The sequence below is a fragment of the Shewanella woodyi ATCC 51908 genome, assembly GCF_000019525.1.
Taxonomy (GTDB): Bacteria; Pseudomonadota; Gammaproteobacteria; order Enterobacterales; family Shewanellaceae; genus Shewanella; species Shewanella woodyi.
Window position 1 is genome coordinate 5861176 of the sequence record NC_010506.1, and the last position, 16580, is coordinate 5877755.

Annotated in this window: 11 protein-coding genes, 1 tRNA gene and 3 rRNA genes; 5 read left to right on the plus strand and 10 right to left on the minus strand. The window is 45.2% G+C overall.

Features of this window, described 5'->3' with window-relative positions; translation table 11 throughout:
• Window positions 1-40 precede the first annotated feature (40 nt).
• From gpsA to SWOO_RS25020, 3 genes are all read right to left on the minus strand, one after another.
• Complete coding sequence (gene gpsA / locus SWOO_RS25010) at window positions 41-1060, minus strand: NAD(P)H-dependent glycerol-3-phosphate dehydrogenase (protein WP_012327440.1); 1020 nt, start codon at window positions 1058-1060, stop codon at window positions 41-43.
• Window positions 1061-1164: 104 nt separating this feature from the next.
• Window positions 1165-1656: a protein-export chaperone SecB gene (gene secB, locus SWOO_RS25015; protein ID WP_012327441.1), complete on the minus strand. Its 492-nt coding sequence runs from the start codon at window positions 1654-1656 to the stop codon at window positions 1165-1167.
• Between the two features lie 109 nt (window positions 1657-1765).
• The gene (locus SWOO_RS25020; RefSeq protein WP_012327442.1) at window positions 1766-2200 is read right to left on the minus strand and encodes a rhodanese-like domain-containing protein; all 435 of its coding nucleotides are present in this window, start codon (window positions 2198-2200) and stop codon (window positions 1766-1768) included.
• Between the two features lie 240 nt (window positions 2201-2440).
• Between SWOO_RS25020 and gpmM the strand changes: the two genes are divergently transcribed.
• From gpmM to SWOO_RS25040, 4 genes are read left to right on the plus strand one after another with little or no spacing between them, the layout of a single operon-like run.
• A complete protein-coding gene (gene gpmM, locus SWOO_RS25025) occupies window positions 2441-3985 on the plus strand; it encodes a 2,3-bisphosphoglycerate-independent phosphoglycerate mutase (protein WP_012327443.1) in 1545 nt (514 codons plus the stop codon).
• Window positions 3986-4043: 58 nt separating this feature from the next.
• Window positions 4044-5129, plus strand: a complete 1086-nt coding sequence (locus SWOO_RS25030) for a murein hydrolase activator EnvC family protein (RefSeq protein ID WP_049774517.1) — start codon at window positions 4044-4046, stop codon at window positions 5127-5129.
• Between the two features lie 32 nt (window positions 5130-5161).
• Window positions 5162-6367, plus strand: a complete 1206-nt coding sequence (locus SWOO_RS25035; RefSeq protein ID WP_012327445.1) for a S41 family peptidase — start codon at window positions 5162-5164, stop codon at window positions 6365-6367.
• A 47-nt stretch (window positions 6368-6414) separates the two neighbouring features.
• Complete coding sequence (locus SWOO_RS25040; RefSeq protein ID WP_012327446.1) at window positions 6415-7170, plus strand: divergent polysaccharide deacetylase family protein; 756 nt, start codon at window positions 6415-6417, stop codon at window positions 7168-7170.
• 25 nt (window positions 7171-7195) lie between these two features.
• Here the strand turns inward: SWOO_RS25040 and SWOO_RS25045 are convergent, their stop codons facing one another.
• From SWOO_RS25045 to ccoG, 7 genes are all read right to left on the minus strand, one after another.
• On the minus strand, window positions 7196-7654 hold the full coding sequence (locus SWOO_RS25045) for an Rrf2 family transcriptional regulator (protein WP_012327447.1): 459 nt from the start codon (window positions 7652-7654) through the stop codon (window positions 7196-7198).
• 18 nt (window positions 7655-7672) lie between these two features.
• Window positions 7673-7924 (minus strand): YkgJ family cysteine cluster protein, encoded by a 252-nt coding sequence (locus SWOO_RS25050; protein ID WP_012327448.1) that lies wholly within the window; start codon window positions 7922-7924, stop codon window positions 7673-7675.
• Window positions 7925-8453: 529 nt separating this feature from the next.
• A tRNA-Asp gene (locus SWOO_RS25060) sits at window positions 8454-8530 on the minus strand.
• Window positions 8531-8608: 78 nt separating this feature from the next.
• Window positions 8609-8724 (minus strand): 5S ribosomal RNA (gene rrf, locus SWOO_RS25065).
• A gap of 243 nt (window positions 8725-8967) precedes the next feature.
• Window positions 8968-11862, minus strand: a 23S ribosomal RNA gene (locus SWOO_RS25070).
• Between the two features lie 484 nt (window positions 11863-12346).
• Window positions 12347-13890 (minus strand): 16S ribosomal RNA (locus tag SWOO_RS25075).
• The 16S, 23S and 5S rRNA genes sit together here with 1 tRNA gene alongside, the layout of an rRNA operon.
• 690 nt (window positions 13891-14580) lie before the next feature.
• Window positions 14581-16023 carry a cytochrome c oxidase accessory protein CcoG gene (gene ccoG, locus SWOO_RS25080; RefSeq protein ID WP_012327450.1) on the minus strand — a complete coding sequence of 481 codons (1443 nt, stop codon included), beginning with the start codon at window positions 16021-16023 and terminating at the stop codon, window positions 14581-14583.
• Window positions 16024-16112: 89 nt separating this feature from the next.
• Between ccoG and SWOO_RS25085 the strand changes: the two genes are divergently transcribed.
• The gene (locus SWOO_RS25085) at window positions 16113-16466 is read left to right on the plus strand and encodes a hypothetical protein (protein WP_012327451.1); all 354 of its coding nucleotides are present in this window, start codon (window positions 16113-16115) and stop codon (window positions 16464-16466) included.
• Window positions 16467-16580 lie beyond the last annotated feature (114 nt).

Below are 16580 nucleotides of genomic sequence, written 5' to 3' on the forward strand. Positions count from 1 at the left end.
TAGCACCCTTTTAGATTCTTGTATGAGTTAAAGATCAGCGTTACTCGCTATCTTCAGTCTCAGATTTTTTCTCTCTAGCTAACAGAGACTTAGCCGCTTCATGAGGCGTTCCACCTTGATAAAGCACCTTGTATACCTGCTCAGTGATCGGCATCTCAACACCTAATCGCTTGGCTAAGGTGTACACCTCTTTGGTATTTCGATAGCCTTCAACCACTTGGCCAATCTCAACCTGTGCCTCTTCAACGCCTTGGCCTTTACCTAATGCTAAGCCAAAACGACGATTTCGAGATTGATTATCGGTACAGGTCAACACTAAATCACCGAGTCCAGCCATCCCCATAAAGGTACTCGCTTGAGCACCAATCGCTTCACCGAGCCTGGTTAACTCGACTAAGCCGCGGGTAATAAGTGCTGTTCTAGCATTAGCGCCAAAACCAATTCCATCAGACATACCTGCGCTGATTGCAATCACATTTTTCACAGCGCCACCTAGCTGAAGACCGGTAAAGTCATCATTGGCGTATACACGTAAACGGTTAGAGCTATGAAGTAGTTCGACAAGATCTTGAGTGAAACTCTCATCAGTACCCGCAACCGAAATAGCCGTTGGCATGCCAGCAGCCAGCTCTTTAGCAAATGTCGGTCCAGACAGTACAGCCAGAGGATATTTATCACCTAACACTTCGCGAGCAACCTCTTGCAGCAACCTGCCTGTTTCAGGCTCAAGGCCTTTAGTTGCCCAAACGATACGAGAGTCTTCACGCAAAAGCGGTTTAGCTTGCTCAAGCACCAGGCCAAATACGTGGCTAGGAACAACAACTAATACATTATTAGACGCTGCAAGTGCCGTTGCTAAATCAGCTTCGGGAACAAGTAGATCAGGAAGAGTGATACCAGGCAAAAACGCTTCGTTAGCGCGATCACGCTTGAGGTTTTCGATATGCTCAGGGTCATGGCCCCAAAGCAAGGTTCTGTGTCCGTTACTGGCTAAAGAAATAGCAAGGGCGGTGCCATAAGACCCCGCCCCCAGTACCGTAATATCGGCAGTGTTTTTCATATAACTACTCGCTTATTGCCATTTCGTCACTAAATAAACGAGGACGAAATGGCGCTATCTGAGCAGCGACTGAAAAATGCTGAACAGATATGTTCAGTTTTTAATTAAGCGCTTGCTTCTTCAGTTTTAGCAGCAGCTTCTTCAGCACCAGCTTGACGTTGGTTAACGTACTGAGCGAAAAGCGCATCGAAGTTAACTGGTGCAAGGTTTAGCTGTGGGAAAGTACCACGAGCAACCAAGCTACCCACAGCTTCACGAGCGTATGGGAAAAGAATGTTAGGGCAGTATGCACCTAGAGAGTGAGCAAGTTGCTGCTCAGTCAGACCGTTAATTGCGAAGATACCAGCTTGCTGAACTTCACATAGGAATGCAGTTTCTTCACCATTCTTAGCTGTAACAGTAAGAGATAAAACAACTTCGAATACATTGTCAGCTAACTTAGCGCTACGAGTATCAAGATCTAACTTAACTTCTGGAGTCCACTCTTTTTGGAATACAGCTGGGCTGTTTGGCGTTTCGAAAGAGATATCTTTCGTGTAAACACGTTGGATGTTGAATTGCGGATCTTGTTGTTCGTTGTTTGCTACTTCAGCCATAATTTTCTACCTATCCAAGTTATTGGTTCCTAAATTGAAACCTATTCTTTAAGGGCTTTTGTTACTTGAGGAAATAGCCCTCAATCACCATCCCGGTTTTTAGTTATTTCTACTTCTTACTTTTCGTTACTGGCAGATTATTTGATTGCCAGTCACCCATGCCGCCTTTTAGGTTATTAACAGATTCAAAACCTGCTTTGACCATCAGTTGCGCTGCTTGAGATGACACCATACCAGCATTACATACCATTATAATGGGACTAGCTTTAAACTTTTCAAGGGCAGAAATTTGATTATTTTTAATTTCTGACAAAGGAACATTGATTGCATCAATGATATGTCCCTTTTTAAACTCAGCTTTTTCCCTTACATCGATCACTTTCGCATCTTGTTTATTGATCAATAAAGTCGCTTGTTGGTGATCAACCGTTGTCACTTTTGAAACACTTGATTTGAAAACGCTAACGATAAGACCAATGAATAGACCTATCCAGGCTAAGCTAAGCATTGGGTTAGCTTTTAAAAATTCAATATATTCTTGCATGGTAAACTGCCTACTTCTAAGGGCTGAAAATACAATAAGGGCACAGAGTATACCATCGCAGCAGTAGATTGCAGCAAGTTGTTCCCCCAATAAACTCCTCAAAAGCTGAGCATAAACCATACAAAGCCAATTTCGATAAGCTCAATCTAGGTAAATTGCTTTTTCCACCTAGTGTTACGTAGTAATATTTAACCAATTCAATTTTAACTTACCCACTTTATCAAACTTAAAGGTACTAGTATGACGACACGCAAACGCCCCTTGGCATTGCTGATCCTCGACGGCTGGGGTTACCGTGAAAATACGCAAAAAAATGCTGTATTTCACGCAAACACTCCAGTCCTAGATCGACTCAACGCCCAATACCCGAATAGCCTGATCTCCGGTTCTGGCTTAGATGTAGGCTTACCCGATGGACAGATGGGTAACTCTGAAGTTGGCCATATCAACATAGGCTCAGGCCGCATTGTTTATCAGGAACTAACCCGAATTGGTAAAGCAATCGATGACGGTGAATTTGATGAAAATCCAGCACTTATCGAAGCTGTAGATAAAGCCATTGCAAACAATGGCGCAGTTCATGTGATGGGGCTTTTGTCACCCGGTGGTGTCCATAGCCATGAAAGCCATATCGAAGCCATGTGCCGCCTAGCAGTAAAACGTGGTGCTAAGCAGGTTTATCTGCATGCTTTCCTCGATGGACGTGATACCCCCCCTCGTAGTGCAAAGTCCAGCTTAGCTCATTTTGATGATCTTTTTACTACATTAGGCACTGGTCGTGTGGCCTCGATTATTGGCCGTTACTACGCCATGGATCGCGACAATCGCTGGGATCGAGTATCTCAAGCCTACGATTTAATCACTCAAGGTAAGTCACTACATCAGTACTCAAATGCTGTTGAAGCACTTGAAGCCGCATATGGCCGTGATGAAAATGATGAGTTTGTTGGCAGCTCTGCAATTACTGATGCTCAAGGCAACTCAGCTAAGCTCAATGATGAAGATGCCCTTATCTTTATGAACTTCCGTGCAGATAGAGCACGCCAGATCACCCGTAGTTTTGTGGACAGTGATTTTGATGGTTTTACCCGAGAGGTAACACCTAAAGCTCATTTTGTGATGCTGACAGAGTATGCCGCCGACATTAATGCCGCTATCGCTTACCCATCTACTGATCTGGTCAATACCTTAGGGGAAGTGCTACAAAAAGAAGGTAAGACCCAGCTACGCATCTCAGAAACAGAGAAGTATGCTCATGTGACTTTCTTCTTCAATGGTGGCAAAGAGCAGCCTTTTAATGGTGAAGATAGGATCCTTATCCAATCACCTAAAGTCGCCACTTACGATCTGCAACCAGAGATGAGTTCAGAAGAGCTAACCGATAAGCTAGTCGGGGCGATCGAATCAACCAAATATGATGTAATTATCTGTAACTACCCGAATGGTGATATGGTAGGTCATACGGGGAGTTTCGAGGCAGCGGTACAAGCCTGTGAAGCGGTAGATTCCTGTATTGGTCGTGTTGTCGATGCCTTAGCAAAAGTCGATGGGGAGTGTTTAATTACTGCTGACCACGGTAATGCTGAGCAGATGACGGATGAATCAACAGGTCAGGCTCATACGGCTCACACAAGTGAGTTAGTGCCATTGATCTATGTTGGACGTAACGGCACTATTCAGGAGGGCGGACGATTAAGCGATCTTGCCCCAACCATGTTAACCTTGATGGGACAAGATGTGCCATCAGAGATGACTGGCCGCTCAATAATAAAACTCGATGAGTAAATAATAATTGGTAAACTTTCGCTTTCTTTCTAAAGCCAGCATTTTTGCTGGCTTTATCATGCTTTCCACGCCACTGCAGGCTTCCGATCTGCAGCAACGTCAATCTGATCTGAAACAGCTTCAATCCCAAATAAGTAAGCAACAATCTGATCTGAAAAACACCAGTAAGCAGAGAGAGAAACTGGTAAATCTGCTTAAGAAAGATGAGAAAGCGATCGCCTCAGCGGCGAAAAAAGTCAACGAGACTAAAACCTCATTAACCCAAACAGATAAGCAGTTAAGTAAGCTCAATAATCGACAAGCTGAATTAAATAAACTCAAAAAGATCCAACAGGAATCTCTATCAAATCAATTAGCCAGTGCCTACTTAGCTGGTAATCATGATTACAGTAAGATGCTATTAAATCAGCAGAGCCCAGCAACAATCGAGCGACTGCTAACTTACTATCAATACCTGAATAATGCCCGTATGGCATCCATCAACGAGCTTCAGGCAACCATGATTGAGCTAGAGGAGATCACTCAAGAGCAAATTAGCCAAAAAGATCGCCTCAATAAACTGATCCTAAACCAACAGCAGCAGGCTAAGCAGCTGACCCTTGAACAGAGCCAGCGCCAAAATACCCTGTCATTACTGCAAAAAACATTAAACAGCAGCGGCGCTAAGCTAGAGCAACTCCAAATAGAGGAGGCAAGCTTAAAGCGAGTCGTAGAGCAAGCGATCACTGCGATGAGAAACAGTCCAAAGATGGACGGGTTATCGAGTAAAAATAAGCTATCATGGCCGACCAAAGGTCGTATAAAGTCCGGTTTTGGCAGCCAGAGATCGGGACAAGTAAAATGGAAGGGGGTCACAGTTTCAGCACCTGAAGGGCAGACAATTACCGCAATTGCGCCGGGAAAAGTGATCTATGCTGACTGGTTAAGGGGCTTTGGTATGGTGTTAGTTGTTGACCATGGAAAAGGCTATATGAGCCTATATGGTCATGCTCAGACACTACTTAAAAACGCCGGAGACCTTGTAAATAAAGGCGAATCAGTTGCTTTGGTCGGACGATCGGGTGGACAGACAGAGCCTGGCCTATACTTTGAAGTAAGGCATAAAGGGCAAGCTGTCGATCCGGCGAGATATTGTAAACGCTAAAAGATGACATCAGCCCATATATAGGGGCTGCTATGTCACAACTTATACGTTATCTATCCTTCACTCTGTTAGGCTTGGCGTTGGGCGTTTCTCTAACCCTATCAAGTCAAGAAAATGCAGAACAAGCTCAATCGCGTCTAAACTATCCACTGCTTCTCGATATCATAGATACAGTTGAAACTTACTATGTCACAGAGTTCACCCAAGATGAGTTAATCGCGGCGGCCATTGAGGGGATCTTTGCTAAGCTGGATCCCTACTCAAACTTTCTCGATCAACAAGAGTTCTCCAACATCAGGGATGCCAATAAAGGAGAGTACTTTGGCTTTGGTGTCGAAATTGCCACTGAAGATAATAAAATCACCATCATCACCCCATTTGCAAACTCCCCGGCGGATCTTGCTGGTATAGAACCAGGCGATCAGATACTCAAACTTAACAATGAGCCCGTCGACTCCAACAGATTAGATTACCTGTTAAAAGAGATTAAACGGCACAGTCAGAATAACTTGCCAATCTTGCTGACCTTAAGCCATACAGGTATGGACACTGAGTTTGAAGTGACTCTTATCCCTAGCGTTATCTCAATCCAGTCAGTTAGCGCCAAAGTTATTGAAGATCAAATTGGCTATATAAGATTAGCCAGCTTTCAGGACAACTCTACAGAAGAGTTAGTTAAACAGTTAACTCAGTGGCAAGATGTCAGACTCTCCGGCATTATTCTCGATCTAAGAAACAACCCTGGCGGTCTATTAGATCAAGCCATAAAAATTGCAGATATCTTCCTATCTAAAGGAAGAATAGTATCAACGGAGGGACGTTTTTTTGATGCCAATTCAGAGTATTACGCCTCACCACAGACCATGTTATCCAATATTCCAATGACCATACTCATCAATAAAGGCTCAGCCTCTGCCTCAGAGGTACTTGCAGCAGCGCTGCAGGAAAATCACAGAGCAAAAGTGATAGGTGAGACCAGTTTTGGCAAGGGAACCGTGCAAAGTTTAATTCCCACGCTAATTGAGGGAAACGCTATTAAACTCACCATAGCGAAATACACGACGCCAAATGGTCGTGACATCAACAGCAAAGGTATAGAGCCTGATATAAAACTGGATCTTACGACTGTTACAAACAACAAAAATGTGCCTATAATCGACGAAATCATAATTCAAGATGAAAGCACACAAGATAAAATTCTGAATTCTGCAATTACTTGGATTAAAACAAAACAATAAATACCTTTAATACCACGAGTATAAGGTACTAAAAGATAATAATTATAGTGCGCTTAACATTAATCTTTTTAGCAGTTTTTATAAGTAGTTTTACACATGCAGCTCAAGTCGCGATCATCATTGACGATATCGGTTATCGTCAATCCGATGAAGCCGTTCTGACACTCCCTGAAAACATTACTCTCTCAGTATTACCCCACACACCACTAGGTCATTCAGTGGCAAGTGCTGCCCATGAGAGAGGCCATGAGATTATGGTACACCTCCCAATGCAAGCCCTTAACGGAAAAGCATTAGGTCCCGGAGGGCTAACGAATACGATGGGGGAGAGTGAACTAAAAAAGAGTATTCAATCAGCCTTTCTCAGCGTACCTTTTGCTAAGGGAGCCAATAATCATATGGGGAGTTTATTGACTCAACTTGAGGAGCCTATGCTTTGGGTAATGGAGAGCCTAAAACAGCAAGATCTCTACTTTGTAGACAGTATGACAACACGCTTTACTAAAGCGGGAACAACAGCCGATCAGCTAGGTATACCTCAGTTAAAACGCGAGCTATTTCTAGATAACGATATATCAGCAGCGGCTTTAGACAGACAGTTCTCAAAACTAATCACCTTAGCCCATAACCAAGGTCAAATAGTTGCCATCGCTCACCCTTACCCAGAAACTATCGAATTTTTAAAACTTAACCTACCTAGATTACAAAAAGCGGGTATTAAGCTAGTAAAAACCTCTGAGCTGCTCCCTTACAGACTTGCTAGTAAGGAGAGACTAAAAGCAGAGGAAGAGCTAAGGCTATAATGTCACTCAATCTAAATGGATATAACTAGCCAACCAGCTCTAGCACTGGGATTTTGTGTTCAGGAAGAAGCTTCAATAATTGCTGACGATTACTGACAACATCCTCCAAGCTATGCTTATCTAATACCGCAAGATAAGCTGAAACAGCCTCAGCGAGTACGCCTCTAAGCTTACAAGCTGGCGTGAAAAGGCAATAAGGTTTATTGCAATCGATAGGAGCCAGAGAATTTTCAAGCACCCGCACTAATTGACCAATATTGATCTCACTCGCGGGCATGCCTAATCTAAATCCACCACTCTTACCTCTAACCGTCTCCAAATAACCTAGCTTGCCAAGATGGTGAACGATTTTAGAAACATGATTAGGCGATAACTCAAATACTTCAGTGATCTCAGCAATGCGAAACAGAGTTTCTCTTTCTGGCTGTAACGCTAGATACATTAAGGTACGAATACCAAAGTCGGTATAACGAGTTAACTGCATAATTGACCTACTTAAAATTTAACTAGTTTGACACTCTAATGTTGAAATTAGATAAAGCGCTTCGGCATTGGTTTTTCCGCACACATCTAATGCAGCAGAAAAAGAGCTACATACTTCTGGGCGTTCATCCATACCAAATATCTTACATAAATTATCATCAGAAAGCTGTACACAGCGCTCACCAGCCAACTTTCCATTTGGCATACCAGGAATAGGACTAGTGATTGATGGGGCGATACAACATGCTCCACATCCGAGACGACAATTCATGAGTGACTTCTACTCTTCTAGATATACACAATAATCAGAAAAAATACTGATCTCAGTATAGCAATATAAAAATTTGGAACGCAGTGTACACCATAACAGCATAAGCAACCTTATTCTCAGACAAGTATTACAAATATATTCTGAAACAGCTAAACAAAGAAAATAACAGGAACCGACGGACGAAACAAAACCAGAAGTTATCGTCATGTTTGTGGGTGAGTACAGCGATAGCTGTGAGTTTACGAAGCAGAGCTGGGTCGGACTTGCTCTTATCAAGAGACGAACCCGTGTGCCTTCGGCACGTGAGACAGGCCGACTATCTCTAATTAAAAGCCCTAATATCTCCATGGATGGAGTGTATGCTAAAAATTGTCTGGAACAATTTTAGTCCAACTGAACTACGAAGTGCATGGATGTACAAATGTCACGTAGACCATGGATGGTTGAAAGTGACCGCTCCTTTTTCCTCAAAACGAAAAAAGCCTCTGCATTCTTGTAATAAGAAGTGCAGAGGCTTTCGTCTTTGTGTTGGCGGAGCGGACGGGACTCGAACCCGCGACCCCCGGCGTGACAGGCCGGTATTCTAACCAACTGAACTACCGCTCCTTTAGACCGAAGTCTAAATTCTTTTACCGTCGCTAACTTGTCATGGTTAGGAGACGTGCTCTTTCGAGCTTATTAGGCGCCTGGAAATGACCTACTCTCACATGGGGAGACCCCACACTACCATCGGCGCGATTGCGTTTCACTTCTGAGTTCGAGATGGGATCAGGTGGGACCACAATGCTATTGTTTCCAGACTAATTCTTACTGGCTAATTATCCGTCTGACGGTATTGTTTCCTCACTCTAGTGCTCATGTACTGGAGTACACTGCGCGCTTCGTTCGTCACGGCTTTGTCAGCCAAACAATTACCTGCGTAATTAACCAAAATTATAAATTTAGAAAGCTTTAAATAATTGTCTCAAACTTAAATCAAGTTCGTATTCTTTTGTGCTTATGAAGTAATCACACTAGCTACTCATAAAACCCATCTGGGTTGTATGGTTAAGCCTCACGAGTCATTAGTATCAGTTAGCTCAACGCCTCACAACGCTTACACACCTGACCTATCAACGTCCTAGTCTCGAACGGCTCTTTAGAGGAATTTAATTCCTAGGGATGACTCATCTTAGGACTCGCTTCCCGCTTAGATGCTTTCAGCGGTTATCGATTCCGAACGTAGCTACCGGGCAATGCTATTGGCATAACAACCCGAACACCAGCGGTTCGTCCACTCCGGTCCTCTCGTACTAGGAGCAGCTTCCTTCAATCATCCAACGCCCACGGCAGATAGGGACCGAACTGTCTCACGACGTTCTGAACCCAGCTCGCGTACCACTTTAAATGGCGAACAGCCATACCCTTGGGACCGACTTCAGCCCCAGGATGTGATGAGCCGACATCGAGGTGCCAAACACCGCCGTCGATATGAACTCTTGGGCGGTATCAGCCTGTTATCCCCGGCGTACCTTTTATCCGTTGAGCGATGGCCCTTCCATTCAGAACCACCGGATCACTATGACCTACTTTCGTACCTGCTCGACGTGTATGTCTCGCAGTTAAGCTGGCTTATGCCATTGCACTAACCGTACGATGTCCGACCGTACTTAGCCAACCTTCGTGCTCCTCCGTTACTCTTTGGGAGGAGACCGCCCCAGTCAAACTACCCACCAGGCACTGTCCTCAACCCCGATTCAGGGGCCAGAGTTAGAACATCAAAGCTACAAGGGTGGTATTTCAAGATTGCCTCCACAAGAACTAGCGTTCCTGCTTCAAAGGCTCCCACCTATCCTACACATGTAGGTTCAATGTTCAGTGCCAAGCTATAGTAAAGGTGCACGGGGTCTTTCCGTCTAGCCGCGGGTATACGGCATCTTCACCGCAATTTCAACTTCACTGAGTCTCGGCTGGAGACAGCGTGACCATCATTACGCCATTCGTGCAGGTCGGAACTTACCCGACAAGGAATTTCGCTACCTTAGGACCGTTATAGTTACGGCCGCCGTTTACCGGGGCTTCGATCATGAGCTTCTCCGAAGATAACCCAATCAATTAACCTTCCGGCACCGGGCAGGCGTCATACCGTATACTTCCTCTTGCGAGTTTGCACAGTACTGTGTTTTTGATAAACAGTTGCAGCCACCTGGTATCTGCGACTCCCAACAGCTTAGAGAGCAAGTCTCATCACCGTCGGGAGCGTACCTTCTCCCGAAGTTACGGTACCATTTTGCCTAGTTCCTTCAGCCGAGTTCTCTCAAGCGCCTTGGTATTCTCTACCCAACCACCTGTGTCGGTTTGGGGTACGATTCCTGCTAACCTGAAGCTTAGAAGATTTTCCTGGAAGCATGGCATCAACTACTTCAGTCCCTTAGGACCTCGTCATCAGCTCTCAGCCTAATGTTCACCCGGATTTGCCTAAGTGAACAGCCTACAACCTTAAACGCGGACAACCAACGCCGCGCTAGCCTAGCCTTCTCCGTCTCTCCATCGCAGTTAGCAGAAGTACGGGAATATTAACCCGTTTCCCATCGACTACGCCTTTCGGCCTCGCCTTAGGGGTCGACTCACCCTGCCCTGATTAACATTGGACAGGAACCCTTGGTCTTTCGGCGAGGGAGTTTTTCACTCCCTTTATCGTTACTCATGTCAGCATTCGCACTTCTGATACCTCCAGTGTGGGTTACCCCTTCACCTTCAACGGCTTACAGAACGCTCCTCTACCGCTTGCACCCAAAGGTGCAAACCCGTAGCTTCGGTGTATTGCTTAGCCCCGTTAAATCTTCCGCGCAGGCCGACTCGACTAGTGAGCTATTACGCTTTCTTTAAATGATGGCTGCTTCTAAGCCAACATCCTAGCTGTCTAAGCCTTCCCACATCGTTTCCCACTTAGCAATAACTTTGGGACCTTAGCTGACGGTCTGGGTTGTTTCCCTTTTCACGACGGACGTTAGCACCCGCCGTGTGTCTCCCGAGTAGTACTCATTGGTATTCGGAGTTTGCAAAGGGTTGGTAAGTCGGGATGACCCCCTAGCCTTAACAGTGCTCTACCCCCAATGGTATTCGCTCGAGGCGCTACCTAAATAGCTTTCGAGGAGAACCAGATATCTCCCGGTTTGATTGGCCTTTCACCCCCATCCACAAGTCATCCGCTCATTTTTCAACATAAGTCGGTTCGGTCCTCCAATTGATGTTACTCAATCTTCAACCTGCCCATGGATAGATCACCGGGTTTCGGGTCTACACCTTGCAACTAAACGCGCAGTTAACACTCGGTTTCCCTACGGCTCCGCTATTCGCTTAACCTCGCTACAAAATGTAAGTCGCTGACCCATTATACAAAAGGTACGCAGTCACGGTCTCAAGAACCGCTCCCACTGCTTGTACGTATACGGTTTCAGGTTCTATTTCACTCCCCTCACAGGGGTTCTTTTCGCCTTTCCCTCACGGTACTGGTTCACTATCGGTCAGTCAGGAGTATTTAGCCTTGGAGGATGGTCCCCCCATGTTCAGACAAGATGTCACGTGTCCCGTCCTACTCGTTTTCACGTAAAGTTAGTTTTCATGTACGGGGCTATCACCCTGTGCCGCTGAGCTTTCCAACTCATTCCACTAACACCCTCTACGCTTAAGGGCTAATCCCCGTTCGCTCGCCGCTACTAGGGGAATCTCGGTTGATTTCTTTTCCTCCGGGTACTTAGATGTTTCAGTTCCCCGGGTTTGCCTCATTAACCTATGTATTCAGTTAATGATACTTACTTATGTAAGTGGGTTTCCCCATTCGGACATCGTTAGCTCAAATGCTTGTTACTAGCTCGCCAACGCTTTTCGCAAGTTACTACGTCCTTCATCGCCTCTGACTGCCAAGGCATCCACCGTATACGCTTAGTCACTTAACCATACAACCCACATAGGTTTTATTTCGCTTGTCACTGCACCGCTATGCTGCGTTCATAAGTCGCACTCGTCAGTTATGTAGTGAACTACACGCCTTCCTCGTTTACCTTATCGCCTTGCCTAGCATCACATTGACTGCGCTAATCTTCTCTATTGTTCAAACGGGTAAGTTTGAACGAGATGTATCGCAACTAATGGTGTTTACTTTCGCCAAAAGAATACTCATGAACTTCATTATTAATTGCTATTAAATAGCGTTCATAATGTTGTTCGGCACTTGATTTAAGTGTTTGAGAACTCAATTATTTATTTCGCATTAATGCTACAAACAACAACCTACAAGTAAGTCACTGTCCCTTTCACATTAACACTATCAGCTTTCCAAATTTTTAAAGAACAAGCATCACCGTAAAGGCGTGCCACTCGCTCTAACAAGAACAAGTTATCTGTGTGAACACTCAGCAAATATCGAGTTAGTCGTATAGGTAAGGAGGTGATCCAGCCCCAGGTTCCCCTAGGGCTACCTTGTTACGACTTCACCCCAGTCATGAACCACACCGTGGTAAACGCCCTCCCGAAGGTTAAGCTATCTACTTCTGGTGCAGCCCACTCCCATGGTGTGACGGGCGGTGTGTACAAGGCCCGGGAACGTATTCACCGTGGCATTCTGATCCACGATTACTAGCGATTCCGACTTCATGGAGTCGAGTTGCAGACTCCAATCCGGACTACGACCGGCTTTCTGGGATTAGCTCCACCTCGCGGCTTCGCAACCCTCTGTACCGACCATTGTAGCACGTGTGTAGCCCTACTCGTAAGGGCCATGATGACTTGACGTCGTCCCCACCTTCCTCCGGTTTATCACCGGCAGTCTCCCTAAAGTTCCCACCCGAAGTGCTGGCAAATAAGGATAAGGGTTGCGCTCGTTGCGGGACTTAACCCAACATTTCACAACACGAGCTGACGACAGCCATGCAGCACCTGTCTCACAGTTCCCGAAGGCACCTATCCATCTCTGGAAAGTTCTGTGGATGTCAAGAGTAGGTAAGGTTCTTCGCGTTGCATCGAATTAAACCACATGCTCCACCGCTTGTGCGGGCCCCCGTCAATTCATTTGAGTTTTAACCTTGCGGCCGTACTCCCCAGGCGGTCTACTTAATGCGTTAGCTTGGGAGCCCAGTAACTAAGTTACCAAACTCCGAGTAGACATCGTTTACGGCGTGGACTACCAGGGTATCTAATCCTGTTTGCTCCCCACGCTTTCGTACCTGAGCGTCAGTCTTTGTCCAGGGGGCCGCCTTCGCCACCGGTATTCCTTCAGATCTCTACGCATTTCACCGCTACACCTGAAATTCTACCCCCCTCTACAAGACTCTAGTTTGCCAGTTCCAAATGCAATTCCCAGGTTGAGCCCGGGGCTTTCACATCTGGCTTAACAAACCGCCTGCGTACGCTTTACGCCCAGTAATTCCGATTAACGCTTGCACCCCTCGTATTACCGCGGCTGCTGGCACGAAGTTAGCCGGTGCTTCTTCTGCGAGTAACGTCACAGCTAACGGTTATTAACCGTTAACCTTTCCTCCTCGCTGAAAGTGCTTTACAACCCGAAGGCCTTCTTCACACACGCGGCATGGCTGCATCAGGCTTTCGCCCATTGTGCAATATTCCCCACTGCTGCCTCCCGTAGGAGTCTGGGCCGTGTCTCAGTCCCAGTGTGGCTGATCATCCTCTCAGAACAGCTAGGGATCGTCGCCTAGGTGAGCCATTACCTCACCTACTAGCTAATCCCACCTAGACTCATCTAATCGCGAAAGGCCCGAAGGTCCCCTCCTTTCCCCCGTAGGGCGTATGCGGTATTAGCAGTCGTTTCCAACTGTTATCCCCCACGACTAGGCAGATATCTAGGCATTACTCACCCGTCCGCCGCTCGACAGCGAAAGTAGCAAGCTACTCTCCTGTTTCCGCTCGACTTGCATGTGTTAGGCCTGCCGCCAGCGTTCAATCTGAGCCATGATCAAACTCTTCAATTAAAGTTTTTTGTTCTCACCCGATTAAGGATGAAGAACCGCTCAATGAATTATACTGTTTATATAGTGAATCGAACTAAGTTCGATTCTATGAACACTCATTCATCGAGTAATATTTTTGATTGCTTACATCCCGAAGGACAAGAAAGCAATTTCGAATAACTCAACACCTGTGAGTGTCCACACAGATTTCTTGTTTTGAATTGTTAAAGAGCGTTCGCATCAATCTTTCAGATGCCGCCGTTGACGCTAGGTCGTTGGCTTGAGGAGGCGTATTCTACACTCTCCGTGGTTGGCGTCAAGCGCTTATTTGAAGAAGTTTTTCAAGCGATGATTTCTTAATCAGCAGAGTTAACACTCTCGTAAAAAGAAACAAAACCCGAAGCCCTTAAAGCGTTTGTCACCTAAATCAAATCTCCAAGGAGTTTTGATTCAACCTCGACTCTTTTTTATAAAGAGAGAAGAGGTACCGACTATGCTGCAAGTCCCATTCTATCTAGCGTTTGCTAAGAGCGAGTGGCCTGCTGTGCCGTGTCAGTGGATGCGCATTATAGGGATTACTCGCAACTGTGCAAGGCCTTTTATTGAGAAAAACGAAATAACAAGATCGGATGCGTAGTTATCAAACGATACGTACAAAAAAGGGGCTGAAAGCCCCCTTTAATCTCAATAAACCCTGCTCAAAGGCAAAGATTAGTTACTAAAGAAGCGTGACTCTTGAGTTGCTTCAATCTTCTCACTATTAGAATCTGTAGATGAGGGCTCGGCCACCACCTTAAAGTTTATCTTGGTCATGGTTCTGGAAAGGTCCACTGGATCAACTGCGACACTAATGGGCAGGGTTAACACCTCTCCCCCGTCAATCTTAACCTCTTGTGCTCCATACCAGATATATTCAGGTAAGCCCTCTACAGATAGTTGGTAGTGATGCTCTTGCTCTGTTTTATTCAGGATTTTTAGGGTAAAGGTGTTTTCTATTAAACCTTCATTGTTTTCCCTAAACAGCTGATTACGATCGCGAATAACATCGACACGCACAGGTGCGATTGTGGCACTGGCATAAACGAAGATAAGGATCATAACCGTAAGCACGACCCCATAACCAACTAACTTAGGACGTAAGACCTTCTCTTTTATACCATCAAGCTTATTTTCAGTAGTATAAGCAATTAAGCCTTTGTCATAGCCCATACGCTCCATCGTGGTATCACAAGCATCAATACAAGCTCCACAGTTAATACACTCATATTGCAGACCATTACGGATATCTATCCCAGTAGGACAAACCTGCACACAGAGATCACAGTCAATACAATCACCTAAACCCATCTCTTTAGGATCAGCTTTACGGGATCTCGGTCCTCGACTCTCACCTCGTTTAGTATCGTAACCGACTATATAGGTATTCTTATCGAACATAGCAGCTTGGAAACGAGCATAAGGGCACATATGGATACACATGATCTCGCGCATCCAGCCTGCATTCCCATAAGTAGCTAGAGTAAATAACACCACCCAGAAGTAGATACCGCCACTGGCACTAAGGGTAAAGACATCAATATAGACTTCACGAGTGGGCACAAAATAGGACACGAACGTCATTGCAGTAATTAGAGAGATAAGCACCCAAGAGGCATGTTTGGCTGTTTTACGCCAAAGCTTATTAAAGCTCCATGGCATCTGATCTAGCTTCATTCGCTTATTACGCGCACCTTCAAGCTTTTCTTCAAACCAGATAAAGATAAAGGTCCACACAGTTTGTGGGCAGGTATAACCACACCAGACACGTCCGAGGTAGGTTGTCACAAAAAAGAGGCCAAAAGCGGCAATCATCAGAAGTGCGGCGAGAAGAGTAAGATCTTGCGGCCAGATGGTTAAACCAAATATATGAAACTTCTGCTCAGCTAGGTTAAACCATACCGCCTGTCTATCTCCCCAGGGGATCCAAGGCAGAATGAGGAAGAACAACATCGCAACCCAACCAAGTCGGGTGCGTAAACGACTCCATAGCCCCTCTACTGCTCTAACGTAGATACGATTACGAGGATTAAATCTATCGGCTTTATTAGCATCAGGTTGGTGGATTTTAATCCTGTTAGCCTTTGAATAATCCTTTTTATTAGACTCTGTGCTCATCTTTAGCAGCCTTACTACTTTAATATTGCTCGAAAATTAGCTTATTATACCTCTTATGATACTCGTTATTCACCAAAGTTGGATCTAAAATGAGAGGCTGGGTTATATTAGGATTAGGTGTCGGTTTGCTCTATTACGTAGCAACCGAAACCAATAAACTGGATGAGCCTATCGCTCAATCTGAGGCTATGCTTGAAGAAACTGTACGAAAAATACAGGGAATGACAGGCACCACAGCCATTAAAACAGATAATAAAGTCCCTCAATTAAAAAGAGAGATTGCTGAACGTTTATCCCCTAGCGAGTTAAGCACACTCGATCAAATACTTAGCTCTCCCTCTTCATTACGGAGCTTTAAAGAGGAGTACTGCTCCGGTATCACGCCAAAACACGACAGTTTAAGCCAAGAAAATATCTATTTTGTCTGTGATAAGCTGAACTAGCTTTCTATACAATTAATCAATCCCAAGCGGCAATTATCTATAGCTGTGATTGACCTGAGTTCTGTTTAGGCCTAGCCTTTGCTCAATCTAAATTGGGTATAAAGGCTAAATATT

What these genes read in the sequence shown, in the direction of transcription:
- SWOO_RS25085 (WP_012327451.1), top strand. Translation starts at nt 16,113, where the DNA reads ATGAGAGGCTGGGTTATATTAGGATTAGGTGTCGGTTTGCTCTATTAC.
- gpmM (WP_012327443.1), top strand. Translation starts at nt 2,441, where the DNA reads ATGACGACACGCAAACGCCCCTTGGCATTGCTGATCCTCGACGGCTGG.
- ccoG (WP_012327450.1), bottom strand. Translation starts at nt 16,023, where the DNA reads ATGAGCACAGAGTCTAATAAAAAGGATTATTCAAAGGCTAACAGGATT.
- SWOO_RS25045 (WP_012327447.1), bottom strand. Translation starts at nt 7,654, where the DNA reads ATGCAGTTAACTCGTTATACCGACTTTGGTATTCGTACCTTAATGTAT.
- SWOO_RS25035 (WP_012327445.1), top strand. Translation starts at nt 5,162, where the DNA reads ATGTCACAACTTATACGTTATCTATCCTTCACTCTGTTAGGCTTGGCG.
- SWOO_RS25020 (WP_012327442.1), bottom strand. Translation starts at nt 2,200, where the DNA reads ATGCAAGAATATATTGAATTTTTAAAAGCTAACCCAATGCTTAGCTTA.
- SWOO_RS25050 (WP_012327448.1), bottom strand. Translation starts at nt 7,924, where the DNA reads ATGAATTGTCGTCTCGGATGTGGAGCATGTTGTATCGCCCCATCAATC.
- secB (WP_012327441.1), bottom strand. Translation starts at nt 1,656, where the DNA reads ATGGCTGAAGTAGCAAACAACGAACAACAAGATCCGCAATTCAACATC.
- SWOO_RS25030 (WP_049774517.1), top strand. Translation starts at nt 4,044, where the DNA reads ATGCTTTCCACGCCACTGCAGGCTTCCGATCTGCAGCAACGTCAATCT.
- gpsA (WP_012327440.1), bottom strand. Translation starts at nt 1,060, where the DNA reads ATGAAAAACACTGCCGATATTACGGTACTGGGGGCGGGGTCTTATGGC.